The sequence below is a fragment of the Enterococcus sp. AZ120 genome (genome assembly GCF_050546165.1).
GTDB lineage: Bacteria > Bacillota > Bacilli > Lactobacillales > Enterococcaceae > Enterococcus > Enterococcus faecalis.
Genome location: NZ_CP172950.1, coordinates 2441948 through 2467480, shown reverse-complemented (window position 1 = coordinate 2467480; position 25533 = coordinate 2441948). Strand labels below are relative to the sequence as shown.

24 protein-coding genes and 1 other annotated feature are annotated in these 25533 nt (G+C 37.6%); of the genes, 21 read left to right on the top strand and 3 right to left on the bottom strand.

Features of this window, described 5'->3' with window-relative positions:
• Window positions 1-173: 173 nt before the first annotated feature.
• The 11 genes from IGJ46_RS11780 (at window position 174) to IGJ46_RS11730 (ending at window position 11491) form a co-directional block, all read left to right on the top strand.
• The gene (locus tag IGJ46_RS11780) at window positions 174-395 is read left to right on the top strand and encodes a hypothetical protein (protein WP_002368444.1); all 222 of its coding nucleotides are present in this window, start codon (window positions 174-176) and stop codon (window positions 393-395) included.
• On the top strand, window positions 392-1174 hold the full coding sequence (locus IGJ46_RS11775) for an ATP-binding cassette domain-containing protein (protein ID WP_002378963.1): 783 nt from the start codon (window positions 392-394) through the stop codon (window positions 1172-1174). Before IGJ46_RS11780 ends, IGJ46_RS11775 begins: the two co-directional genes overlap by 4 nt.
• Window positions 1119-2477, top strand: a complete 1359-nt coding sequence (locus IGJ46_RS11770) for a hypothetical protein (protein ID WP_002406483.1) — start codon at window positions 1119-1121, stop codon at window positions 2475-2477. Before IGJ46_RS11775 ends, IGJ46_RS11770 begins: the two co-directional genes overlap by 56 nt.
• Window positions 2464-2730, top strand: a complete 267-nt coding sequence (locus IGJ46_RS11765) for a hypothetical protein (RefSeq protein WP_002368441.1) — start codon at window positions 2464-2466, stop codon at window positions 2728-2730. Before IGJ46_RS11770 ends, IGJ46_RS11765 begins: the two co-directional genes overlap by 14 nt.
• A gap of 352 nt (window positions 2731-3082) precedes the next feature.
• Window positions 3083-3601, top strand: a complete 519-nt coding sequence (locus IGJ46_RS11760; RefSeq protein ID WP_002368439.1) for a transporter — start codon at window positions 3083-3085, stop codon at window positions 3599-3601.
• Between the two features lie 253 nt (window positions 3602-3854).
• Window positions 3855-4547, top strand: a complete 693-nt coding sequence (rnc, locus tag IGJ46_RS11755) for a ribonuclease III (RefSeq protein ID WP_002354946.1) — start codon at window positions 3855-3857, stop codon at window positions 4545-4547.
• Window positions 4548-4567: 20 nt separating this feature from the next.
• On the top strand, window positions 4568-8146 hold the full coding sequence (smc, locus tag IGJ46_RS11750) for a chromosome segregation protein SMC (RefSeq protein ID WP_002361019.1): 3579 nt from the start codon (window positions 4568-4570) through the stop codon (window positions 8144-8146).
• Between the two features lie 24 nt (window positions 8147-8170).
• The gene (locus tag IGJ46_RS11745; protein ID WP_002354948.1) at window positions 8171-8998 is read left to right on the top strand and encodes a Cof-type HAD-IIB family hydrolase; all 828 of its coding nucleotides are present in this window, start codon (window positions 8171-8173) and stop codon (window positions 8996-8998) included.
• Window positions 8999-9000: 2 nt separating this feature from the next.
• Window positions 9001-10329, top strand: coding sequence for a signal recognition particle-docking protein FtsY (gene ftsY, locus IGJ46_RS11740; protein WP_218391302.1), 1329 nt, complete (start codon window positions 9001-9003; stop codon window positions 10327-10329).
• A gap of 158 nt (window positions 10330-10487) precedes the next feature.
• Window positions 10488-10973, top strand: a complete 486-nt coding sequence (locus IGJ46_RS11735) for a cupin domain-containing protein (protein WP_002381091.1) — start codon at window positions 10488-10490, stop codon at window positions 10971-10973.
• Between the two features lie 119 nt (window positions 10974-11092).
• A complete protein-coding gene (locus tag IGJ46_RS11730) occupies window positions 11093-11491 on the top strand; it encodes a VOC family protein (protein ID WP_002354951.1) in 399 nt (132 codons plus the stop codon).
• Between the two features lie 50 nt (window positions 11492-11541).
• Here the strand turns inward: IGJ46_RS11730 and IGJ46_RS11725 are convergent, their stop codons facing one another.
• Both IGJ46_RS11725 and IGJ46_RS11720 read right to left on the bottom strand, forming a co-directional pair.
• Window positions 11542-12438 carry a YitT family protein gene (locus tag IGJ46_RS11725; protein ID WP_002368434.1) on the bottom strand — a complete coding sequence of 299 codons (897 nt, stop codon included), beginning with the start codon at window positions 12436-12438 and terminating at the stop codon, window positions 11542-11544.
• A gap of 451 nt (window positions 12439-12889) precedes the next feature.
• Entirely contained in the window at window positions 12890-13390 is a 501-nt protein-coding gene (locus tag IGJ46_RS11720; RefSeq protein WP_033596189.1) for a cysteine hydrolase family protein, read from the bottom strand.
• Between the two features lie 170 nt (window positions 13391-13560).
• On the opposite strand from IGJ46_RS11720, the gene gshAB reads away from it, so the two are divergent.
• Window positions 13561-15831 (top strand): bifunctional glutamate--cysteine ligase/glutathione synthetase, encoded by a 2271-nt coding sequence (gene gshAB, locus IGJ46_RS11715; protein WP_218391297.1) that lies wholly within the window; start codon window positions 13561-13563, stop codon window positions 15829-15831.
• Between the two features lie 189 nt (window positions 15832-16020).
• The gene (locus IGJ46_RS11710) at window positions 16021-16122 is read left to right on the top strand and encodes a putative holin-like toxin (protein WP_021164441.1); all 102 of its coding nucleotides are present in this window, start codon (window positions 16021-16023) and stop codon (window positions 16120-16122) included.
• Between the two features lie 181 nt (window positions 16123-16303).
• Here the strand turns inward: IGJ46_RS11710 and IGJ46_RS11705 are convergent, their stop codons facing one another.
• Window positions 16304-16756: a YueI family protein gene (locus tag IGJ46_RS11705; protein ID WP_002378959.1), complete on the bottom strand. Its 453-nt coding sequence runs from the start codon at window positions 16754-16756 to the stop codon at window positions 16304-16306.
• 184 nt (window positions 16757-16940) lie between these two features.
• Between IGJ46_RS11705 and IGJ46_RS11700 the strand changes: the two genes are divergently transcribed.
• From IGJ46_RS11700 to IGJ46_RS11665, 8 genes are all read left to right on the top strand, one after another.
• Window positions 16941-17888, top strand: a complete 948-nt coding sequence (locus tag IGJ46_RS11700) for an ABC transporter permease (RefSeq protein ID WP_002354960.1) — start codon at window positions 16941-16943, stop codon at window positions 17886-17888.
• Entirely contained in the window at window positions 17885-18850 is a 966-nt protein-coding gene (locus tag IGJ46_RS11695) for an iron chelate uptake ABC transporter family permease subunit (protein ID WP_002371665.1), read from the top strand. The genes IGJ46_RS11700 and IGJ46_RS11695 overlap by 4 nt, the downstream gene beginning before the upstream one ends.
• Window positions 18847-19602, top strand: coding sequence for an ABC transporter ATP-binding protein (locus tag IGJ46_RS11690; RefSeq protein ID WP_002354962.1), 756 nt, complete (start codon window positions 18847-18849; stop codon window positions 19600-19602). Before IGJ46_RS11695 ends, IGJ46_RS11690 begins: the two co-directional genes overlap by 4 nt.
• 38 nt (window positions 19603-19640) lie before the next feature.
• Entirely contained in the window at window positions 19641-20594 is a 954-nt protein-coding gene (locus IGJ46_RS11685) for a siderophore ABC transporter substrate-binding protein (RefSeq protein WP_002375576.1), read from the top strand.
• A gap of 281 nt (window positions 20595-20875) precedes the next feature.
• Window positions 20876-21121, top strand: a binding site (T-box leader).
• A 49-nt stretch (window positions 21122-21170) separates the two neighbouring features.
• Complete coding sequence (locus IGJ46_RS11680; protein WP_002359061.1) at window positions 21171-22814, top strand: peptide ABC transporter substrate-binding protein; 1644 nt, start codon at window positions 21171-21173, stop codon at window positions 22812-22814.
• A gap of 21 nt (window positions 22815-22835) precedes the next feature.
• Window positions 22836-24056 (top strand): peptidase T, encoded by a 1221-nt coding sequence (gene pepT, locus IGJ46_RS11675; RefSeq protein WP_002354968.1) that lies wholly within the window; start codon window positions 22836-22838, stop codon window positions 24054-24056.
• A gap of 85 nt (window positions 24057-24141) precedes the next feature.
• Window positions 24142-24699: a GNAT family N-acetyltransferase gene (locus IGJ46_RS11670; protein ID WP_002396849.1), complete on the top strand. Its 558-nt coding sequence runs from the start codon at window positions 24142-24144 to the stop codon at window positions 24697-24699.
• 34 nt (window positions 24700-24733) lie between these two features.
• Window positions 24734-25345, top strand: a complete 612-nt coding sequence (locus IGJ46_RS11665) for a YktB family protein (protein ID WP_002359064.1) — start codon at window positions 24734-24736, stop codon at window positions 25343-25345.
• The last annotated feature ends 188 nt before the right edge of the window (window positions 25346-25533 follow it).

The window sequence follows — 25533 nt, the reverse complement described above, 5'->3', positions numbered from 1 at the left end:
TTAGTGTGTATATCTACACATTTGTTATGAAATGTTATTTTTTTTATTATATATATAATACTCCCTTTACGTATAAAGAACGATAAGTTACAATTAGATTAAGTTTTAGTTAGTTTTTGAAGGTGTGTTTGGTATTGTTTATAACTAAAACTTATATTTAAAGAAAGGAGTGAATGGATATGCCACTTTATATGGAGAATTATTTGCTTGCATTGCAATCAAAATATTCACAAGAAATAACTGTAAAATGGGTTTGGGCAGTTGTAATATTACTTTCAGTGATTGGCTGTATTGGTTATGCAGTTTACTGTAGTTGGGTAGGTGGAACATTTGCTGGGAGTATTAAAATTGGTGTTCCCGACTTGGTACACGTTACCTTCAATTGTAAACGTTGATATTTAAGGAGGAAGGAGCCTCTATTTTATGGAGGCTTCTTGTTAAGAAACTTATGATAAGAATTGAAAATTTAACAAAAAAATTTGATAGGAAAGTTTTAGATAATATAACTATCTCATTGCCTAAAAACCGAGTTAGTGTGATTGTAGGTATAAATGGAAGTGGGAAAACTACTTTATTAGATTGTATTGTAGGATTGAAAGATGCAACGTCTGGAAAGGTATTTATTGAGAGCTATTCTAATGATTCTGAAAAGTTTAAAGAATGTATATTCTATATACCATCGGAATTTTATCTACCTAATTATATGACGGGTAAAGAGTACTTAAACTTTGTTTTATCAAGATATCGCTGTAGTGATATAGAACGGATAGATGATTTTTTAGAACTATTTGATTTAAAATTTGCTGGAACTAATTTAATAGAATCGTACTCATTTGGTATGAAGAAAAAAATACAAATAGTTGCAGCAGCACTAGCTAACACTGATTATATATTAGGTGATGAAATATTTAATGGACTTGACTTTGAGACAACATTGCTTACGTTAGAGCTGTTTGAAAATTTATCTAGAGAAGTAGGGATAGTGATTATTTCTCATAATAAATTAATTATTGAAAGGTTTTCAGAGAATATTTTATTGATGTCCAATGGCAATTTAACTCCATTTTTAGGGGCGTCAGAGAATTTAGAAAAAGAAGTGATAAGTACGGAGAAAATTCATGAAAAAATTAAATACATCAAAGGATATCATCCTATTAATCGAGTTATTTATTGATAATGCTTTACGAGGTTTGCTCAAGCACTCTATTTTGTCAAAAAAGAGTACTCGCATCGTAATAGGTGTGTGTGTATTTTTTATCTATTTTGCATACTTTTTTTATAATATGAGTGAACTAGCTAGAATTGTACCAGATTCAGAAAAAATTAGTCATATTTTGATAGAACAAGGTCGAAAAATAACTTTTTATAGTTATTTTAGTAATACATTTGTTTTAGGTATAATAGCATATATTTTAGTTGATAATACTGTTGCATTAGATAAAAACTCCTTATTTTTTGTGAAAACATTGCCTTTTAGAAAGAAAGACATCAGCTTATCTTTTATGCTATTCAAATTTGTAATTATGATATTGCTTTATGAATTAGTTATGATCATTTCTACGCCAGCTATTAAACTTGTGACGACTGTTCCTATTGAATATGTCATTTTTTTTATTGTTCAGCATCTTTTTTATCTAGTGGTAATTGGGGTGATTGAGTTTATACATTGTTTGTTTACATTCTTTTTGAAACGAAGAGTGAAACAAATTAATAGTCTCAAAGTGATAGGTGATAGTTTATTAATGATTTTTGCTACTTTTTATTTTTTTGATTTTCGTTATGGTTTAGAATTATTTCTAGCAAACCAATTGTGGAGTATCTCCTATATGATTCCTATCACTTTTTTTCTAATAGTGGTATGTTTAATGCTTATTAGTATAGGCCTATTAAGACTAATTAGTATTCTTGAAAATCAAATGTCTCAACATTCAAAATATATATACATTCCATTCTTAAATAAAGTTATATTTCGTTATAAAGCGAATTGGTATTTTATTAGTTTTACTACAGTTGTTATGTTGGTTATTTTTTTCCAAAGTGGTTTAAGAACAATGTTATTCATTTTGACAACTGTTATGGCCTTTTCAGGCGTTTTATTATTAAGCTATGGAGATATTACTGCTGATTTCAGAAAACAATATGATTTATTGAGAATAAAAATTAGAAATGAATGGTTGAGTCAACTATTGCTAGTGATAATGTTGGCAATGCCATTGTTACTACTTTGTTTTTGGGGATTTGGGGAGTTAGCTCAACTAATTACAGCGTTGTCGTTATCATTAGTAGCTATAATTTTGGGATATGTATTTCCAAAATCACAAGGAAGTTTAAATGAAACGACTTCATTATTGTTATTATTTATTGTATTTGTTCTAGTTAGTTTATTGACAAATCGCTCTTTTGGTTGGTTGATTCTAATTGTTTTAGTACTCTTGCATTTGTTAGTAATTAAGAAGGTGAGAAATGAAAAAGAATAGTAAATATTTAGGAAGTATAACAGTTATCTATTTGTTAGTTCTTGTGATCGAAACATTATGGGAGCTATTCCATACCAGTCGCACAGAATCAACGAAAGTCACTACCTTATTAGGAATTACGATTGATAATCGTATAAGTAAACATGAAATTTCAACTACTTTTGGTTTGACAATTAAGGTATTAGTACTCTATTTGTTGTTATTGTTAGTTGTCTATATTTTGACTGGGTTATTTGGAAAAAAGAAAATATGATTATTAAGTTATCAATATTGTATGTGTTGTCAATATATGTCGTGTTACTTGTACATGAGTGGTTACATTTTATTTTAGCCAAATTCTTCAAATACAATGCTTATATAAAGAGAGTTGGTCTATACCCATTTAAAGTGGTGTATACGAACAGAAATAATCCTCTAGATAATTTATTGATTTCAGCGATATCTCCGCTTTTCTTGGTTATAGTAGGAATAATTTTGCCATTAAATTATTATACTGTGATTTTAAAAGTATCTTGTATTAGTAATATTTTTAATCTCTTACCGTTTACTGCAGATGGAGAAATAATTTTGCTTTCAATTTTTCAAATTTTTAGGAGGAGAAATAAATGAAAAAAAGAAAAGTGTTCATTATTTTTCTTGTTAGTTTGATTATATTTGTTTTTGGTTATTACTTAGCGTTTAATCAAAATAAGTATGTATCATATAATGACGAGACAAAACAGTTTGTACATACTGATACTTCAAAAATAATGGAAAATCTGGTGAACAGACAACAAGGAATTTATTATTTTGGCTTTCCGACTTGTCCTTGGTGTCTAGAATTATTACCAATACTAGATAAAGAATTAGAGAAGGAAAGTATGAATGCTTATGCTGTAAATACTCGTGGTGATGACTATACAGAAAATGATGATGAATTATTACAAAAATTTTATCAAAAATATACTGGGGATGAGTCGCTTTCTGTACCTTTTATTGTTGCTATAAATAATAAGAAAGAGGTGCAGGTTCATATAGGCACAGTAAAGAATCATGATGCGACTAAAACCAAATTAAAAAGACGACAAAAAGAAGAATTATCCCAATCTTTAAATGAGATGTTAATATTTAGTGAAAGTGAATAACTGAATGCTTTTTTATTGTCTCTTGCTGGTACGTTTATTCAAAAAATTCCGAGAAAACGTTGCTACGTTTTCTCTTTTTTTATGGGGTAGCAGTGGCTGATTTGATAGCTGGAGAGGTGATTTATTTATTTTTTTCTAAAAAATAATGAGAACACAGTAAATAACAGGCTTTTTCTGAATAGAACCATTTAAAAAAAGTGAAAAAAAAAGTATAATGAAACAAGGTGTAAATAAATGTAAAGGAATGTGGAGAATGGACAATCAGTTAACAACAGAGTTAAAAGAACGTTACGGCATTGTTTTCCATGATGTCAATCTATTAGAGCAAGCTTTTACTCATTCATCCTATGTGAATGAGCATCGCTATTTAAAATTATCCGATAATGAACGTCTTGAATTTTTAGGAGATGCAGTTTTAGAATTAATTGTTTCACAATATTTGTATTTAAAATTCCCAGAACTTCCAGAAGGAAAATTAACGAAGATGCGCGCAGCCATCGTTCGGGAAGATAGTTTAGCCAAATTTGCGAAAGAATGTCACTTCGACAACTACATTTTATTAGGTAAAGGAGAAGAAGCATCGGGCGGACGAACACGTGCATCATTATTATGTGACTTATTTGAAGCCTTTTTAGGTGCCCTCTACTTAGACCAAAAAGTTGGCGCAGCCAAGAAATTTATTGAAGACGTTATTTTTCCGAAAATTGATGCCGGTGCTTTTTCACATGAGATGGATCACAAAACACAATTACAAGAAGTTTTACAACGCAAAGGCGATGTTTCAATTGAATATCGCTTAATTAAAGAAGAAGGCCCTGCTCATGACCGCACCTTTTTCACTGAAGTTTACATGAATGGTGAACTCATTGGGTTAGGCCAAGGAAAATCGAAGAAGTTAGCTGAACAGGATGCCGCTGAGCGGGCACTGAAAAGTATTCCTCAGTAAGGCTGGAAGGAGCAATATTCGTGTATTTAAAACGAATTGAAATTACAGGATTTAAATCATTTGCAGATAAAACCATTATTGAATTTGAAGATGATGTGACAGCAGTGGTTGGTCCGAATGGAAGTGGGAAAAGTAATATCACGGAAGCCGTTCGCTGGGTATTAGGTGAACAATCTGCGAAAAACCTTCGCGGTGGCAAAATGAACGACATTATCTTTGCCGGTTCGGAAGGTCGTAAGCCGCTAAATATTGCGGAAGTTACCGTGACGTTAGACAACAGCGACCATTATTTAGCATTGGATTATAGTGAGATTAGTGTCACCCGTCGTTTAAAACGAACGGGCGAAAGTGACTTTTTTATTAATAAACAAGCGTGCCGTTTAAAAGACATTCAAGATTTATTTATGGATTCAGGGTTAGGCAAAGAATCTTTTTCAATTATTTCACAAGGGAAAGTTGAAGCGATTTTTAATAGTAAACCTGAAGACCGTCGTGGGATCTTTGAAGAAGCAGCGGGCGTTTTAAAATACAAACAACGAAAGAAAAAAGCTGAACAAAAGCTTTTCGAAACCGAGGACAACTTAAGCCGTGTCCAAGATATCATTTACGAGTTGGAAGACCAATTAGTTCCTCTAGCCGCCCAAGCAGATGCGGCTAAAAAGTATTTAGCTTTGAAAGAAGAACTTACCGAAATTGATGTCAATTTAACTGTGACCGAAATTCAAGAAGCAAAAGCTATTTGGGAAACGAAAACGCAAGAATTAACAGCCATTGAAGAAAAGTTAGCTGGCGCAAGTAAACAAGTCCATGACCTAGAAGGCAAATTGGTACGTTTACGCAGCAAGCGCAATCGTTTAGATGAACAAATTGAAACGGAACAACAACAATTATTACAAGTGACAGAAGCGTTGAAACAAGCAGAAGGACAAAAAAATGTTTTAATTGAACGTTCTAAACACACCTCCCAAACGGCAAGCGAATACGAAGAGACATTGGCAGAAACGGCCGAAAAAATTGTTCGTTATCGAGAAGAATTGCAGACGCTGGAAACAGCAATCGCAGAAAAAACGGCACAACGTCAGACGTTAAAAGAAGCATTGGCTTTGGCAACGAAAGATGTGGAAAAATATAGTAAGTCTTCTAAAGAATTGATGGAAGAATTGCGCAGTCAGTATGTGGAAGTCATGCAAGAACAAGCCAATACAGCCAATGACTTAAAATATTTAGAACGACAATATCAACAAGAAACAGCTAAAAATCAACAATCGCTAGCAAAACACGAAGCGCTAGAAGAACAGATGGTTGAAGCTCTTGCAATGAAAGAGACGCTAGAAAAAGAGCAAAAAGTTGCAAAACAAGGCTTACAAGAACAACTGGAAGAATACACTGCGTTGAAAGCAACGCTTGAAGCTAAGCGTGAACGATTAGCACAGCGTCAAAACGATATGTACCAAGCGATGAATCAAGTGCAACAAGCGAAGGCACGCCAAAAAAGTTTGCAAGAAATTCAAGAAAATTACGCTGGCTTCTATCAAGGCGTGAAAGCTGTATTGCGTCACAAAAACCAATTAACTGGGATTGTTGGCGCAGTGGCTGAGTTAATTGAAGTGCCTAAAGAATATACGTTGGCGATTGAAACGGCCCTAGGTGGTGCGGCGCAACATATTGTTGTGGAAAATGAGAAAGATGGTCGAGCAGGCATTACCTTCTTAAAACAACAACACAGTGGCCGGGCAACCTTTTTACCATTGACTACCATTAAGCCGCGCTCTGTATCGGCGATGGTTCAGAATCGTTTGGCTGGTGCACCGGGCTTCGTGGGGATTGCCAGTGAATTAGTTCGTTATCCAGAACAAGTACAAACCGTTATTCAAAATCTCTTAGGCGTCACGATTTTAGCGGCAGATTTAACGAGTGCCAACCAGTTAGCAAAATTAGTCAATTACCAATATCGCGTTGTCTCATTGGAAGGCGATGTGATGAATCCTGGCGGTTCGATGACTGGGGGAGCCAATAAACGTGGCAACCAAGGAAGCCTATTTTCACAAGCGCAAGAACTTCAAACAATTACTGAACAAATGACTCAATTAGAAACACAACTAAGAAGTGTAGAACAAGAAGTCCAAGCGCTCTCGCAAGAAGTGAAAACAGCCACGGAACGTGCAGAAATGTTGCGCTCTGCTGGTGAACAAAATCGCTTAAAACAACAAGAAATTGACAATAAATTAGCCAATCAAACAGAAACGATTACTCGTTTAACAAAAGAAAAACGCTTGTTTGAATATGAATCACGAGAATTACATCAATTCTTAACCGAATATCAAACGAAAAAAGCCACATTGACAGAGCAACAAGCAAACTTAACGGCAACGAAAGAACGTTTAGATGCTGAAATGAAACAAGTGGAACAAGAAGCTAGCCAAATGGAAACCTTTAAAGCCCAAGCGCAAGAACGCTTGACGACAGTTCAAGCAGAACAAGCAGTAGCGGCGGAACAATGTGCCCATTTTGCTCGTCAAAAGCAAGACAAACAAGAACAATTGGACGAATTGTTGATTCGAGAAACGGCCATCCGTCAACAGCTACAACAATTAAGTAGCCATTCTAGCGATCACCAGTTAACCGAAGAAGGCTTAGCGGCACAAGTCGCTCAATTAGCGGAGAAACAAACAGCGTTGCAAACCTCTTTACAAACGGCACGTAGTCAACGACAAGCGTTGCAAGAAGAAGTAGACGAGTTAGATACAAAATTAGCGGAAGAAAACAAACGCCAACAACAGTATTTAGCAGATAAAACACAAATTGAAGTCCTAAAAAATCGTGCAGAAATGCAATTAGATAGCTCGTTAAGTTACTTACAGGAAGAATACAGCTTAACCTTTGAAGCTGCCTATGAAGCGTATTTCCCAATCGATGATTTAGCGCAAGCGCAGCAAACAGTGAAACGCCTAAAACAAGAAATTGAGCGGTTAGGACCTGTTAACTTAAGTGCCATCGAGCAATTTGAACAAGTCGATGAGCGCCATCAATTTTTAGTCAGTCAACGAGATGATTTATTAAATGCGAAAGAACAATTATTTGAAACCATGGATGAAATGGACCAAGAAGTGAAAGAACGGTTTAAAGAAGTCTTTGAAGCAATTCGTGGCCAGTTTAAAGTGGTATTTCCTAATATGTTTGGTGGCGGACGGGCAGAACTGGTGCTAACCAATCCAGAGGATCTCTTGAATACAGGGATTGAGATTGAGGCGCAACCACCAGGGAAAAAATTACAACATTTAAGCTTGTTGTCTGGAGGCGAACGGGCATTAACGGCGATTGCATTACTCTTTTCAATTATTCGTGTTCGACCAGTTCCGTTCTGTATTTTAGATGAAGTAGAAGCAGCTTTAGATGAAGCCAACGTTGCTCGTTTTGGCCATTATTTAAGCGAATTTGAAGATGGTACACAGTTTATCGTGGTGACGCATCGTAAAGGGACAATGGAAGCCGCAGATGTTTTATATGGCGTGACTATGCAAGAATCTGGGGTTTCAAAAATCGTTTCAGTTCGCTTGGAAGAGGTCAAAGAAGGTGGCGCAATTGAAAAAAGCAATTAGCCAGAAGCAAGGAGGAGCGAACGTTTGATAAAATTAGTTGCTATTGATTTAGATGGAACATTATTAAATAGCCAAAAAGAGATTTCTTTACGGAATAAACAAGCACTGATGGCTGCGAAACAAGCAGGCGTGAAAGTTGTTATCTGCACAGGTCGACCTTTGGCAGCTATTGGTCCTTACTTAGAAGAATTAGGTTTACAAGAGGAAGGCGATTATAGCATTACTTTTAACGGCGGATTGGTTCAAAAAAATGATACAGGGGCCATTATTGAGAAAACATTGATGCCCTTGGAAGCGATTCATGAGCTGTACCAATTAGCAACCACACTCAACATGCCGTTTGATGTCTTATCCGATGAGGTCGTGATGCAATTGCCTTCTGCACCTAATTATCCTTCAATTTATAGTTCTCTAAACAAATTATTAACCTTTGAGTCCTACAAATTAGAAGAGTTAACCCCGAATCGAATTTATAATAAAGTTGTTGTTGCGATTGATGAAGCGTATTTAAATGAACGCATCAAGGAAATTCCGGCCTCTTTTTATGAGCGCTTTGAAATTATTAAAACGCGAAATAACTTATTAGAATTTATGCCAAAAGGGATTACGAAAGCCTATGGTATCTCCTTGTTAGCCAAAGATTTAGGAATCCGTGCAGAAGAAATCATGACCCTAGGGGACGAAGAAAATGATTTACCGATGATTGAATACGCTGGCTTAGGTGTCGCCATGGCAAATGCGATTCCATTAGTTAAAGAAGCCGCAGATGTCGTTACAGACACGAATGACCAAGATGGCGTTGCCAAAGCGGTCGAAAAATATATTTTAACGCCGTTGGAAGGAGGCCAATAAGAATGGGATTTTTTGATAAAATTAAAAAAGCTTTTTCCGCTGAAAAAAAGGAAGAAGAAAAACAAGAGATAATTGACGAAACAGTAGACGAAACACCTAGTGATGAATCAGCGCCTGCTGAATCAAAAGAAACCGCAGCAGAAGAGGCGCAAACAACGCCAGAAACGACAGCGGAAGAAGTCACAGAAACAGCCGATTTAACAGATAACGCTGAAATGGAAAAATTAGCTGGCGTAGAAGAAGCATTAGAAGAAGAGCCAGAAGAAATCCTGACAGAGGAAACACAAGAAGTTGTTGTGGAAGCGCCTGAGGAAGAAAGTAGTGTCGTAACTCCGTTGGCAGAACCAACAGACACGCAGGTTTCAGAAGAAATTGAAGAGTCGAAAGAAGAGCAAGTCCAAGAAAAATATGAAAAAGGCTTGGAAAAAACGCGTAAAACATTTGGTCAACGGTTGAACGAATTGTTTGCTAATTTCCGAAGCGTCGATGAAGATTTCTTTGAAGAATTAGAAGAAACGTTAATTGGTGCAGACGTAGGCTTTGATACATCCTTAAAAATTACAGAAGCCTTGCGACAAGAAGTGAAACTGCGAAACGTGAAAAAACCAGCTCAAGTTCAAAATACCATCATTGAAAAAATGGTTGATTTGTATGAAGAAGCAGGAATTAATGAAAATAATGCGATTAACTTACAGCCAAATGGCTTAACCGTGATTTTATTTGTCGGTGTTAATGGAGTTGGTAAAACAACCAGCATTGGTAAATTAGCCCATCAATACAAGTTGGAAGGAAAGAAAGTTTTAATGGCCGCTGCCGATACGTTCCGAGCGGGCGCCATCGATCAATTAGTTGTTTGGGGTGAACGGGCTGGCGTTGAAGTTGTGCGTGGGAATGCTGGCGGCGACCCCGCAGCGGTCGTTTTCGATGCAGTGGAACGTGCCAAGGCAGAACAGGCCGATGTTTTGCTAGTGGATACAGCAGGTCGTTTACAAAATAAAGTCAACTTAATGAAGGAATTAGAAAAAATCAAACGAGTCATCCAACGAGAAATTCCAGATGCGCCTCACGAAGTTCTCTTAGTCGTGGACGCAACTACTGGGCAAAATGCGATGACACAAGCCAAACAGTTCAAAGAAACAACCGATGTCACTGGCTTAGTTTTAACCAAACTAGACGGAACAGCCAAAGGTGGTATTGTCATTGCTATTCGGAATGAATTACACTTGCCAGTGAAATTAGTTGGTCTAGGTGAAGGCATTAACGATTTAGAACCATTTAATGCCAACGATTTCGCAATGGGCTTATTTAAAGGCTTATTAAAAGATGTTTAGTTGTAGAAAATAACAGGTTTGGGAAGAACGTGGGACAGGAGTATTTAGCTTCAAGAATGAAGAAGCTACTCCTGTCCCGCCGTTTATTTTAGGATTGGGACGGATGTTCTAAGTTCTTCCTAAATCGTTTCTGAAAAAATGAAGGAGTGAGGGAGAAGATGACAGAACAAATGTGGATTGAGAAGTTAGGATTAGAAGCGCATCCTGAGGGCGGTTATTTTAAACAAACCAATAAAAGTGAACAATTGATTCCGACCAAACGAGGCGAACGGGCGTTGCATACAGCGATTTTGTTTCTATTAAATACAGAAAGTCCGTCACATTTTCATCGTTTAAAAGCGGATGAATTATGGTTTTTTCACGATGGTCAGCCGTTAACCGTTCACTGTATTTTTCCTGATGGAACGTATCAAGCTGTTCAGTTAGGGAAAGACTTAGTTCAAGGGCAACAGCTTTCGTTCTCAGTTCCTGCCGGCACAATCTTTGGCTCTACAGTAGCGACAGGATTTGCGTTAGTCAGTTGTGTGGTTACACCAGGCTTTGAGTTTGAAGACTTCGAGTTATTTACTCAAGCGGAATTGTTAAACGATTATCCACAACATAGTGAAATCATTCAGCACTTGGCTTATCGAGAATTACCTTAAGAAAACGTTTTAGTAACATTTCTTTTATGAATATGCTAGTATAAATCAAACAAGCTTGTTGATTTTGTCGCAACGCACACTTAGCTGTCGTAGATGATTAAAAGAAAGGGATGAATCACATGGGCACAATGGTTTTTGTTAACTTCCCAGTAGCGGATGTCCAACGTTCTACAGCATTTTATGAAAAACTTGGATTCAAAAAGAACGAGGAATTTTCAACAGAGGAAGCTAGTTCGATGATGTGGGATGATCAATTTTGGATTATGTTGTTGAACCATGACTTTTATGGAAAATTTATCCAAGAAAAGCAAATTATTGATGCGCAAACAACCAGTGGAGCATTAATTTCCTTTAGTTTAGAGAGTGCCGAAGCCGTAAAACAGTTTGGCGAAACCGCCAAAGCTAACGGAGGCAACTGCTACCGAGTTGATATGGGAATACCAGAAGAGCAAATGTATGGCTTAGAAGTGCAAGATTTGGATGGCAATAGCTTAGAACCTGTCTGGATGAAGATGTAAAAAGAGCCGCAAAATCTCTACAGATTTTGCGGCTCTTTCCCTACAAAAAACTATTGTAAATTATTGGCATTAGTTGCTTCAACACCATAAGAATCAGCTACTTTTTTCAAGCTAAATCCTTTTCCGTAGACTTCACTCGCACTCATTGAAATCAAAAAAGCTTCTTCATCAATATCAAGAATGGCTTCTTTTAAGCGGGGAAAATCTTTTTCACGAATGACAGTCATTAAGAGCATGCCTTTCGCGCTTCGATAACCGCCTTCGATTGGCACCAAGGTCACACCTTTATCTAGTTCACGTAATAAGCGTTCTTGAATAGCGACATATTTTGGTGAAATAATCATCACATTCTTCGAGCGAACCAGACCAACTTGAATCATGTCAACGACACGACCAATTGTAAATAAACAAATTAAAGAGAATAGCACAATATCTGCATTAAAAGCATACATTGCTGATAAAATGACTAAACCATCGACGAATAAAATAGCAATACCTAAGGAAACTTTGAAGTATTTATTGACAATTTGTGAAATGATTGCTGTCCCACCAGTTGAAGCATTGCCACGGAAAACCAAGCCTAGGCCAGCACCTGTAATAATACCGCCAAATAATGCTGCTAGAAAAATATTATGTGTTAAAACAGGCATCCCCGAAGTAATTCCTACAAAAAATGGATAAATAAGACTGCCATAAATGGTTTTGACACCGACCTCTTTCCCAAGAAGTAAGAAACAAAGCACTAAAAGAGGAATATTGATGGCGTAAAGAACAATGGCGGGACTAATCCCGAAAACATAATTAATAACAATACTAATGCCATTGGCTCCGCCTGCGACAAGTTTATTTGGCAATAAGACCGCATTGATTGAAATGGCCAAAATGAATGCACCGACTGTTACATAGGCGGTGTCTTTTAAACGTTGGGCTGTAAAAAATTTGTTCATAAAATACCTCCAATTATTTATTAGTTTAGTGAATGATGACATAAAAAAAGACAGAACATGAGAGACAAGCCTGATCGACTTATGTCCCACACTCTAAATCTTCAACTAATCAACTGAACACTTTTTCCTTATACTAACATGAAATACGACAAGAAAACATAGTGAACAAACAATTTTTTGGAAAAGAGGTCGGGACAGAACCGTTTAGCTCCGAGAACCAAGTAGGTACTGATTAACATCTATTTGCTTTGCAAATAGTGTTTCTCAGCAATAAGAAGAAATTTCCGAAAATTGCTCTTTAATTTTTGGGGACCAAGTAGGTATTGTTCATCATCGAATCACTACGTTCTTCGTGATTCTCAACAATTTCGGCTTATTTCCGAAGGAGTTGGTTCGGTTCCCGCCGTTTATCAGGTTTTGAGCCCGGAACAAAAATCCAAAGTGATTTTTGTCACAGGCTCAAAAAAGTCAAAAAGCGGCCAGCCCAAATAGCTTCATGATGTTGGATAATTTGTGCCGCGGTTAAATGTCCATTATCCAAGGTGGAAGTGGTTTTCGGTGTCATCAAACACGTATAGCCTAAACCATGAGCCATCCGAATTGTAGTGTCCACACAAAACTCGGTTTGGACACCAGCGATTTCTAACGTTTGAATGTCGTGTTCCGTCAGTAAATCATTTAAATTTGTTTGGTAAAAGGCATTCGCATGCGTTTTGCGGATGAAAAAATCTGTAGGTTGTGCATCCAGTTTTTCAAAAAGTTGCCAAGAGTCTGAGCCAAAAGCTAATTCGATTTCTTCATGTTGAACAAAAATAATGGGCGCATGGTGTTGGCGGTAGACAGCAATACGCTGATTGACTTTATCCAACACTGCTGGTAGACGGTACAATTGCTGCGTCGGACTTTCGATGCCTTTTTGAAAGTCAATTAAAAGTAATGCACGATTTTTCATGAGCAATCCCCACTTTCTATAAACTAGTTGTTTTGAGTATAACGGAAAAAGGCGCTCTCTAAAAGTGTCTCGAAAATTCCCAAGTGAACGTTCAAAAAAACAGCATATTTACTCGTTTTCCTATATAATAGTAAGAGAAACAGATAGTTTGTAGAAAGAAAGGCGACAAGATGAATTATAGAGAATTAATGCAAAAGAAAAATGTTCGTCCTTACGTATTGATGGCTCGTTTTGGTTTAGAAAAAGAAAACCAACGTAGTACACGAGAAGGGCTTTTAGCGACAACTGATCATCCCACGGTTTTTGGTAACCGTTCTTATCATCCATATATTCAAACAGATTTTAGTGAAACACAATTAGAACTAATCACGCCTGTAGCAAATAGCGGCACAGAAATGCTTCGTTTTTTAGATGCCATTCACGATGTTGCTCGTCGTTCGATTCCAGAAGATGAAATGTTGTGGCCATTAAGTATGCCGCCACAATTACCAACAAAAGATGAAGAGATTAAAATTGCTAAATTAGATCAATATGATGCAGTGTTATATCGTCGTTATTTGGCAAAAGAGTATGGCAAACGAAAACAAATGGTCAGCGGAATTCATTTTAATTTTGAATATGACCAAGCCCTGATTCAGCAATTATATGATGAACAATCCGAAGTGACAGATTGCAAACAATTTAAAACGAAAGTATACATGAAAGTTGCCCGTAACTTTTTACGTTATCGTTGGTTAATTACGTATCTTTTTGGGGCTTCGCCAGTTAGTGAAGACGGCTACTTTAGGGTCTATGACGACCAACCGCAAGAACCTATTCGCAGTATTCGGAATAGTACGTATGGCTACAGAAATCATGACAATGTGAAAGTATCGTATGCCTCATTGGAACGCTATTTAGAAGATATTCATCGCATGGTGGAAAATGGTTTACTTTCTGAAGAAAAAGAATTTTATGCGCCTGTGCGCTTACGTGGCGGGAAACAAATGTCTGATCTGCCTAAAACAGGTATTCGCTATATCGAGTTGCGTAATTTAGACTTAAATCCTTTTTCGCGTTTAGGCATTGTGGAAGATACCGTGGATTTCTTACATTATTTCATGTTGTATTTATTGTGGACAGATGAAAAAGAAGAAGCGGATGAATGGGTAAAAACTGGCGATATTTTTAATGAACAAGTGGCTCTTGGTCATCCTCATGAAACGATTAAGTTAATTGCAGAAGGCGATCGGATTTTTTCAGAAATGATTGATATGTTAGATGCTCTAGGCATTCGCAAAGGCAAAGAAGTTGTCGGTAAGTATTATCAACAACTGCGGAATCCACAAGACACCGTTTCTGGCAAAATGTGGACGATTATTCAAGAAAACTCCAACAGTGAACTGGGAAATATTTTTGGAAACCAATATCAAAGTATGGCCTTTGAACGCCCTTATCAATTAGCTGGTTTCCGTGAGATGGAATTATCCACACAAATTTTCTTATTTGATGCGATTCAAAAAGGTTTGGAAATCGAAATTTTAGATGAAAAAGAACAATTTTTGAAACTGCAACATGGCGAGCACATTGAATACGTCAAAAATGCCAACATGACTAGCAAAGATAACTACGTGGTACCATTGATTATGGAAAACAAAACCGTGACAAAGAAAATTTTGTCTGCAGCAGGGTTCCATGTGCCTGGCGGTGAAGAATTTTCATCTTTTATTGAGGCACAAGAAGCACATTTACGCTACGCCAATAAAGCGTTTGTCGTGAAACCAAAATCAACGAATTACGGTTTAGGAATTACCATTTTTAAAGAAGGCGCTTCGTTGGAAGACTTTACGGAAGCGTTACGGATTGCTTTTAAAGAGGACACAGCGGTTTTAATTGAAGAGTTTTTACCTGGAACAGAATATCGGTTCTTTGTGTTAAATAATGATGTAAAAGCCATCATGTTGCGCGTGCCAGCCAATGTTACCGGAGATGGCAAACACACTGTAGAAGAATTGGTGGCCGCTAAAAATAGTGATCCATTGCGGGGGACCAATCACCGTGCACCACTAGAATTAATCCAGTTAAATGATTTAGAAAAACTAATGTTGAAAGAACAAGGTTTAACTATCTATTCTGTGCCAGAAAAAGAGCAAATCGTGTACTTGCGAGAAAATTCTAATGTTAGCACGGGCGGGGATTCGATTGATATGACCGATGTCATTGATGATAGTTATAAACAAATCGCCATTGAGGCCGTAGCTGCTTTAGGAGCCAAAATTTGTGGCATTGATTTAATCATTCCTGACAAAGACGTAAAAGGCACACGTGATAGCTTAACGTACGGGATTATCGAAGCAAACTTTAATCCAGCCATGCACATGCATGTGTATCCTTACGCTGGAAAAGGACGCCGTTTGACAATGGACGTTTTAAAACTTTTATACCCAGAAGTGGTTCAATAAAAAAAGAATACCGCCAAAAAATTCATAATAGATTTTTTGGCGGTATTCTTTATAAAAACGTTTTCTTGGTGAACCCAATAGGTTATACTAAAACTATTACCAATGAAAGTTGTATGACGGTGGCTCTGAGTTAGAGAGGCAGGTGATGCCTATGTGTATCCGATGCACTTTAACGAAAGGAGCATTTTTTTGTCAATCGAAGCGGCATTGGAATTGATGATTAGTTTTGCAGCGTTTGTTGCACTACTGATTTTCGGTATCCTTGAAGCAACGAAAAACAATAAAAAATAACCGTTCACAAGCTTCGTAGGCCGAACGGTTAAGATTCAAAACTTAACTCAGTAAGCCACCAGTTCTTATAACTGGTGTTGGTATAAAAGGAGAGGTATGTACCCGCATACCTCTCTTTTTCATTTTCATAATAGCATAATTCTATTTAAAATGGAAGCGCTCATAACTTTCCTTGAGCTTTTTATGAGTGAAATAGTTTTTGCCAAAAGCTTTTTTTAGCTGTTGGCTCTTCTTTTGGCGTTTCTGTTGCTTGAGGATATTTTTCTGTAACGTCAATCACAGGTTCATCGACTGCATGTTTTTCAGCTAACAGTAAGCCGAGAGAGTCAGGGTTGTTCTCCACAAAATTGTTAACAATCTTAAAGTTTGCGCCATGCTGATTTAATAATTTAATATAGGTACTTTGCAGGTCAGAAGAGATTTCGCCATTTAAAAGTACTGTAACTTCAGGATGCTTCGCTAATTCTTCTAATAAATGTTTTTGGTTCTGTGCATCTTTCATTTCAGCGACGGTCATGGAGAGACGGCAGCGTTCACGAAATGTGCCCATGTATTTGTGTTGTTCTTCAGGATTAACGAGGGGCGTACCGTACATTCCTTTATCCAGACGTTGTTGTAAGTCATCATTCGCCATTCAGTAACACTCCTTTCCTAACGTTTCCCTCCATTATAGCATATCTTAGATAAGTCGTTGGTCAGTCGGCTTGAGAAGAAGTTTTTAATAAAGGAAAAAAAGTGGTTGCATTTGTGATGGTTTTCTCATACACTGTAACTAAGAATGAGAATCATTCTCAATTAAATAAAAATGGAGTTTTCTCATGAAAAAGATTGGTTTGTTTGTTCTACTATTACTTTTCAGCTTATTGTCATTAGTGATAGGGGTGAAGGACATTGCACTTTCTCAATTGTTTCAATTAGATGCGCAGCAACAATTTGTTTTATTTACCACCCGTGTTCCCCGCACGTTGAGTTTAATCATTGCTGGTAGTACGATGAGTATTTCTGGATTGATTATGCAGCAACTCACACAAAATAAATTTGTCGCTCCTAGTGTCGCTGGAACAACCGATAGTGCAAGGTTGGGTATTTTAGTCGCAATGTTATTTTTCCCAACAGCTCCGTTTCTCTATCGAACGGCAATTGCTTTTATTTTTGCGCTAAGCGGGACCTTATTATTCTTAGCGCTCATTCGATTATTACCAAGTAAGAATCAAGTGATGGTCCCTTTGGTGGGCGTGATGTTTGGTAACATTCTAGGCTCAATTGCCACATTTTTTGCCTATCAATACCAATTGGTTCAAAATATGTCTGCTTGGTTACAAGGAAATTTTTCCACAGTTATGAAAGGGAATTATGAATGGTTATTCTTAATGATTCCTTTGTGGTTTGTTATTTATTTATTTGCTTATCATTTCACTGTCGTTGGTATGGGTGAAGCATTTGCAAATAGTCTTGGCGTCCATTACCAGCGAATTCAGTTTTTAGGTTTGACGCTGGTTGCTTTAGCAAGTGCCATCGTTTTATTGATGGTGGGGAATATTCCGTTTTTAGGGGTTGTGATTCCTAATCTCGTGTCTTTACGTTATGGCGATCATATGAAAAATACCTTGTGGTTAACTGGGATTTGCGGGAGTTTGTTCTTGTTAATCTGTGATATTTTAGCACGAGTATTGATTGCCCCCTATGAAATTCCTGTCAGCGTGGTTGTCGGAACATTAGGGAGCATTTTGTTCATTTTATTATTACTAAGGGGGCGCAAACAATGAAACGGCCTTTAAAAAAATGGCTTTCATTACTTTTGCTTTTAGCTGCCGTAGTAATTGTGAGCCTTTGTTATTTAACTTATAACACGTATGGCAATTGGTCCTTTGCTTTGGCGTTACGAGGCAAAAAGTTATTGGCTTTTATTTTTGTTGGAATCGCTGCGGCTTTTTCAACTATTAGTTTTCAAACAGTCACGCAAAATCATTTCCTAACGCCAAACATTTTAGGGATGGATTCCTTGTATGTCTTTGTGCAGACGGTGTTATTTTTTCTTTTAGGAGGCGCACAAGCGTTAGGCCAAGTAAGTCTTGGGTCGTTTTTGATGAACGTCTTTTTAATGGTGTTTTTAAGTACTAGTTTATCGTATTTTCTATTACGCAAAAATCAATCCGATTTATTTTTATTATTGATGATTGGCATGATTTTAGGTACTTTTTTCAGTAGTATTAGTACGTTTTTACAAGTGATTATGGATCCTAACGAATACGACTTACTCCAAGGAAAGTTGTTTGCCAGTTTTGGTAACGTCAATAGTCAGTATCTCGTTTTCGTTGGTGTGGCGGTACTCATGATTTGTGGGATACTTTGGCGGGAAAGTTACCGTTTAGACGTTTTACATTTAGGGAACCATCAAGCCCAGAATTTGGGGATTGCTGTGAATCAGTTTCAATTAGTGTTGTTGTGTTTGATCAGTAGTCTGGTCGGCTTATCAACAGCATTAGTGGGACCGATTACATTTTTAGGTTTTATCGTGGCCAATATGAGTTATCAATTCATGAAAACCTATCGCCACCGAGAACTGTTTGTGGCAGGGAGTTTAATAGCAGTCTTTTTACTGGTGTTCGGTCAATTGATGGTTGAACAGGTCTTTCATTTGAATACCCCGCTCAGTGTGGTGATTCAATTTGTTGGGGGCGTTTATTTTATATGGAAAATTATTGCAGAAAGGAAGCAACGCACATGATCCAGATGAGTGATGTATCAAAAAAATATGGCGATAAATTTGTCGTTTCAGACATTGATTTACCTATTTCTGAAGGCAAATTAACGGCCTTTATTGGACCAAATGGCGCTGGGAAAAGCACGCTGCTAGCCATGATGAGTCGCTTAATTCCCAAAGATACCGGGGAAATTTATCTGGACAAGCAAGAAGTAAAAACCTGGAAGCAATCGGCTTTTTCACAAAAAATTGCCCTTTTAAAACAAGCCAACGGTGTACAACTTAAATTAACTGTGCGAGAACTGGTCAATTTTGGTCGTTTTCCTTATTCCAAAGGTCGCTTAAAAAGCGCTGACCACGAAAAAGTAACAGAAGCACTGGAACAATTGGGCTTAACTGAAATGGCGGAAGAATACATTGATACCCTTTCTGGGGGCCAATTACAAAGGGCGTATATTGCCATGATTTTAGCCCAAGATACCGATTATATTTTATTGGATGAGCCCTTAAATAACCTCGACATGAATTATGCGGTTCAAATGATGCAGATTCTTAAACGCTTAGTAGATGAACTAGGAAAAACGATTCTGATTGTTCTACATGATATTAATTTTGCCGCAAGCTATGCAGATGAAATTGTCGCCATGAAAGGCGGAAAGCTCTATGCGCATGGCGCAACAGAAGAAGTTATTCAAACAAGTATTTTAAATGATCTTTATGAAATGAATATCCGGATTTGTGAAATTGAAGGAAAACGCTTTTGTCTTTATCACTAAATCGGGCAATTTAAAAATAACGTTTTTGGAGGAAAAGAATGAAAAAGAAATTTTTAGCAATGATGGCAGTTTCAATGATGGGACTGTTAATGTTAAGTGCTTGTCAAACAAATAAAAAAACAGCAGATTCTGCAACAACAGAAACAACAGCTAAAACGGAAGTCACAGTCAAAGACACCAATGGTCAATTAACCGTTCCCAAAAATCCTAAGAAAGTCGTTGTTTTTGATAATGGTTCCTTGGATACAATGGATGCACTAGGTGTCGGTGACCGCGTGGTAGGTGCGCCAACTAAAAATATCCCTGCGTATTTGGAAAAATACCAAAAAGTTGAATCAGCAGGCGGCATTAAAGAACCAGATTTAGAAAAAATCAATCAACTAAAACCAGACTTAATTATTATCTCTGGTCGTCAACAAGACTATCAAGAACAATTAAAAGCCATTGCGCCAACCATTTACTTAGCTGTAGATGCCAAAAATCCTTGGGCATCAACGAAACAAAATATCGAAACGTTAGGCACTATTTTTGATAAAGAAGAGGTAGCCAAAGAAAAAATAACCGGCTTAGAAAAAGAAATTGCTGACGTGAAAAAACAAGCAGAAGCTAGCGCGAATAATGCGCTTGTTGTGTTAGTTAACGAAGGACAACTTTCTGCTTACGGAAAAGGCTCTCGTTTCGGTTTAATTCATGATACATTTGGCTTCAAAGCAGCAGACGATAAGATTGAAGCTTCCACTCATGGGCAAAGTGTTTCTTACGAATATGTTTTAGAAAAAAATCCTGGGATTCTCTTTGTGGTAGATCGCACCAAAGCAATTGGTGGCGACGATTCAAAAGATAACGTCGCTGCAAACGAATTGATTCAAAAAACCGATGCTGGTAAAAATGATAAAGTCATTATGCTTCAACCAGATGTTTGGTATCTAAGCGGTGGTGGATTAGAATCAATGCATTTGATGATAGAAGATGTTAAAAAAGGATTAGAGTAAAAAAAAGCCTAGGACAAAAATCACTTTGGATTTTTGTCCTAGGCTTAAAAGCTGATAAACGGCGGGAACAAAAGCAACTCCTTCGGAAATAAGCTGAAATTCTCCAAAAATTAAAGAACAATTTTCGGAAATTTCTTCTTATTTCTCGGAGCTAAACACTTCTGTCCCGACCTTCTTGATGAAAAACAAAAAAGTTTTAAATTAAAAATGTAGTTGACGGCCTCGAAAATGTTTGCTAAACTATCCGTAAATCAGTATGATTGATGAAACAAATAAAAGAACAAAATGTGATGAGAAGGAAAGTACTTTTTAAAATAGCTTGCAGAGAGCCTCGTTTGGTGAGAAGAGGTAGTGACGTTAAAGGGGAAAATGGCCTTTGAACAGGTTGGTTGAAGCCGTTCGCTTAAACCAATTCAGGTGCGCCTGTTATAGCGCTACAGTATGATTGTACTGGAAACGAGCGGATCTTTTTTAGCGAAGAGATCAACAAAGGTGGTACCGCGATTGCATAAGCATTCGTCCTTTTTAGGACGAATGCTTTTTTTATTTGTTTAAAAAATATGAGGGGGCAACAACATGAAATTGGGGAAAAAAGTAGTAGGTTTGATTGCAACAGGGTTTCTTTTAGCCGCATGTGGCGGAACCAAAGAAGCGGCAGAGAAAGTAGATTCGGGAAATTTAGCAGCTGAACAAAAAATCAGTATTAGTTCACCTGCACCAATCTCAACATTGGATACAACACAAACAACAGATAAAAATACCTTTACAATGGCACAACATTTATTTGAAGGCCTTTATCGGTTTGATGATGATAGTGCCACGGTGCCAGCTCTAGCTAAAGATGTCAAGATTAGTGACGATGGGCGCAAGTACCACTTTACCTTGCGGGAGGGGATTAAGTGGAGCAACGGCGAGCCAATTACGGCCCAAGATTTTGTTTATTCTTGGAAAAAACTGGTGACACCAGCGACGATTGGACCGAATGCCTATTTACTAGACAGTGTTAAAAATAGTTTTGAAATACGCAACGGTGAAAAGTCAGTCGATGAATTAGGGATTTCAGCCCCTAATGACAAAGAATTCATTGTTGAATTAAAACAGGCCCAACCTTCCTTCTTAGCAGTCGTTTCGATTGCTTGGTTAGCGCCACAAAATCAAAAATTTGTCGAAGCGCAAGGTAAAGATTATGCCTTGGATAGTGAACATTTACTTTATAGCGGGCCATTTACGCTAGCCAATTGGGATGCGACTTCAGATACTTGGACATTGAAAAAAAATCCAGAATACTATGATGCGGATCAAGTGAAACTGGAAGAAGTTGCGGTTAGCACAATCAAAGAAGATAATACTGGGATTAACTTATATCAAGCGAATGAACTAGACTTAGTTCGCATTAACGGACAATATGTTCAACAATATCAAGATGATCCAGGCTATGTCAGTCATCCAGATGTGGCCAACTACTTCTTAGATTTCAACAAAAAAGAAGGAACGCCATTAGCGAATGTTCATTTACGAAAAGCGATTGGCCAAGCAATTGATAAAGAAGCCTTAACACAAAGTGTCTTAAACGATGGGTCAAAACCCCTCAACGGATTGATTCCAAGTAAACTTTATGCGAATCCAGAAACAGATGAAGATTTCCGAGCTTACAGTGGCGAATATTTGAAAAATGACGTCAAAAAAGCTCAAGCTGAATGGACGAAAGCCCAAGCGGATGTCGGTAAAAAAGTGAAACTTTCATTGCTGGCGGCAGATACAGATCAAGGAAAACGAATTGCTGAATATGTTCAAAGTCAGTTGCAAGAAAATCTGCCAGGTTTAGAAATTACCATTTCATCGCAACCAAGTAATAATGTGAATCAATCGCGACGTGAAAAAAATTATGAGTTGTCCCTTTCAGGATGGATTGCCGGCAGTAGTGAATTAGACTCTTACTTTAACTTATATGCGGGAGAATCAAGTTACAATTATGGCAATTATCATAATGCCAAATACGACCAACTGGTAGAAGATGCGCGAACGATTAATGCCAATAATCCAGAGAAACAATTTGCAGAATACAAAGAAGCGGAAGACATCTTGTTGAACCAAGATGCTGCCCAAGTACCGCTGTATCAAAGTGCCTCAAATTATCTAATCAATCCTAAATTGAAAGGCATTAGTTATCACTTGTATGGGGACTATTTCCACTTGCGCAATGCTTATTTAACAGAATGATTCAGGAAGAAGGAGTAAAAAATGGAAAAATTAGTCGAACGATTTTTAACTTACGTGAAAGTTAACACCCGTTCAGATGCCAACAGTCAAACCACACCGACGACGGTCGGTCAAGTGGTTTTAGCCAAAATGATTGAAACAGAACTTCATGAATTAGGCTTGGCCGATGTGCATTATAACGAACAAAACGGCTTTTTAACGGCACGGTTGCCTGGTAACCAACCTGCAGCGAAGAGTATTGGGTTGATTGCACATCTGGATACGGCGGATTTTTCAGCAGAAAATATTCGTCCCCAAGTCATCACTAATTATGATGGCCAAGATGTCCTCTTGAATCAAGAACAAGGCATCGTTTTATCGGTTGCTGAATTTCCCAATTTAAAAGAGTATCAAGGGGAAACGTTGATTACTACAGACGGAACCACACTTTTAGGAGCAGATGACAAAGCGGGAATTGTCGAGATTTTAGCTGCTGTTGAGTATTTTTTGGCACATCCAGAAGTAGCGCGGGGGGATGTTTGGCTCGCCTTCGGTCCAGATGAAGAAATTGGACGCGGGGCCGATCAATTTGATGCGCCGAACTTCCCAGTCGCTTTTGCGTATACAATCGACAGTGGCCGCGTGGGGCATTTCGAGTATGAAACGTTTAACGCCGCGCAAGCTGTGATAACAATTGAGGGAACCAGTGTCCATCCGGGAACGGCCTATGGTTCGTTAGTAAATGCCATTAAATTAGGCGAACAACTTGATCAATCACTACCGCAAAAGGAAGTGCCAGAACAAACACGTGGAAATGAAGGATTTTATTTACTCAATAAATTTACAGGAAGTATTGAAAAAGCAGAACTTGTCTATATCATTCGGGATCATGATCAAGAAAACTTTCAAGCGAGAAAGCAATTTTTGGAAAAACAAGTCCAACGTTTAAATGCGCTGGCGGATAAACCCAGACTAACAATTACTTTCCAAGACCAATACTATAATATGAAGGAAATCATCGAAAAAGATTGGACTCCTGTAGAATTGGCCGTCCAAGCAATGGAAAGTTGTGACATTGAACCAATCATCACACCATTTCGTGGCGGGACAGATGGTTCTAAGATTTCTTTCATGGGCATTCCCACGCCTAATCTATTTACAGGTGGCGAGAATTTTCATGGGCAATATGAATTCATTACCGTTGAATCAATGGCCAAAGCTGTTCAGACGATCATTGCCATCATTCGCTTAAACGCTAATTAAAGAAACACGCAAGGGAAATGCCGATTTTCCTTGCGTGTTTCGCTGTTTTTCGGTAAAGTATGTAGAAAAGTAGGGAGTTTTGCTCATGAATTATCCATTGATTTTTGCAGAAAACCAACGAATCAAAACCGAACGCTTGATTTTAAGACCTGTCACATTAGCCGATGCAGAAGATATGTACGAATATGCTTCAGATGAGGAAACGGTCCGCTATGTGTTTTTGAAAAATCAAACAATCGCTGAGACAAGACAAAACATTGCTAAATTTTTTATGGGGGAACCTTTAGGAAAATATGGGATCGAAGTGAAAGAAACGGGCAAAATGATTGGCACGATTGATTTACGGGTCAATGAAACCAATAATATTGGAGAATTAGGCTATGTCTTGAACCGTGCCTTTTGGGGCAATGGCTACATGCCTGAAGCCGCGACGGCGTTAGTTGAACTGGGTTTTGCAAAAATGAAACTCATGAGAATCTTTGCTTTACATGATCAAGACAATCCAGCTTCTGGTCGTGTCATGGAGAAAATTGGTTTTACCTACGAAGGAACACTACCCAATGCTCGAATTAGTAAAGGGAAAATTGTCACAGATGTTTATCGTGGGATGACACTGGAAACATGGCAAAATCGACAAAAATAGAAGCGGAAGACAAGTTAAGAGAGGAATTAGAGAAATGTTGATGTTTACAGAAAAAGAATTCGCAGCCTTTGAAGTTGCTGGATTAGATGAACGAATGGCGGTTATCCGTGCGCAAATTCAACCGATTTTTCAAGAATTAGACACGTATTTTGCCGAACAACTAGCGCCTGAACTAGGAACGGAGTTGTTTGTCCATATTGCGCAACATCGCCGTCGCACCGTGTATCCGCCAGAAAATACTTGGTCAGCACTTAGTCCGAATAAGCGCGGGTATAAAATGCAGCCGCATTTTCAATTAGGCATTTGGGGCGACTATGTGTTTATGTGGTTGTCATTCATTGATAATCCTAAAAATGAAAAGCAGATTGCGCAAGCCTTTTTAGAGAATCAGCAATTATTCCAAGCATTACCAGAAGATACGTATGTTTCCTTGGATCATACGGTTCCTCAAATTACTCCGCTGCCAGAAACGGATTTAGAAAAAGCCTTAACTCGTTTTAGAGATGTAAAAAAAGGTGAGTTTGAAATTGGGCGCATCATTCCCAAAGATAGTGACTTGTGGCAAAACCCTGAAAAAGCACGCGCTTATATGTTGGCAACCTATCAACAACTCCTGCCATTGTATCAATTAGCTGTTGCCCAATAAGAGAAACAGACAGTTATTTTGTGTTTTAGTGTTATTTTATCGAATTATCCAATCGTCAAAAATGAGAAAAGCTCACAATGTTAGTTTTAATTACTAACATTGTGAGCTTTTCTGTAGTTTTTTTGAAAAAAATTAAGGGATGACTGGCTGATTTCTATGGAAAAGTACGTTTTGATAGCCTTTTTTGT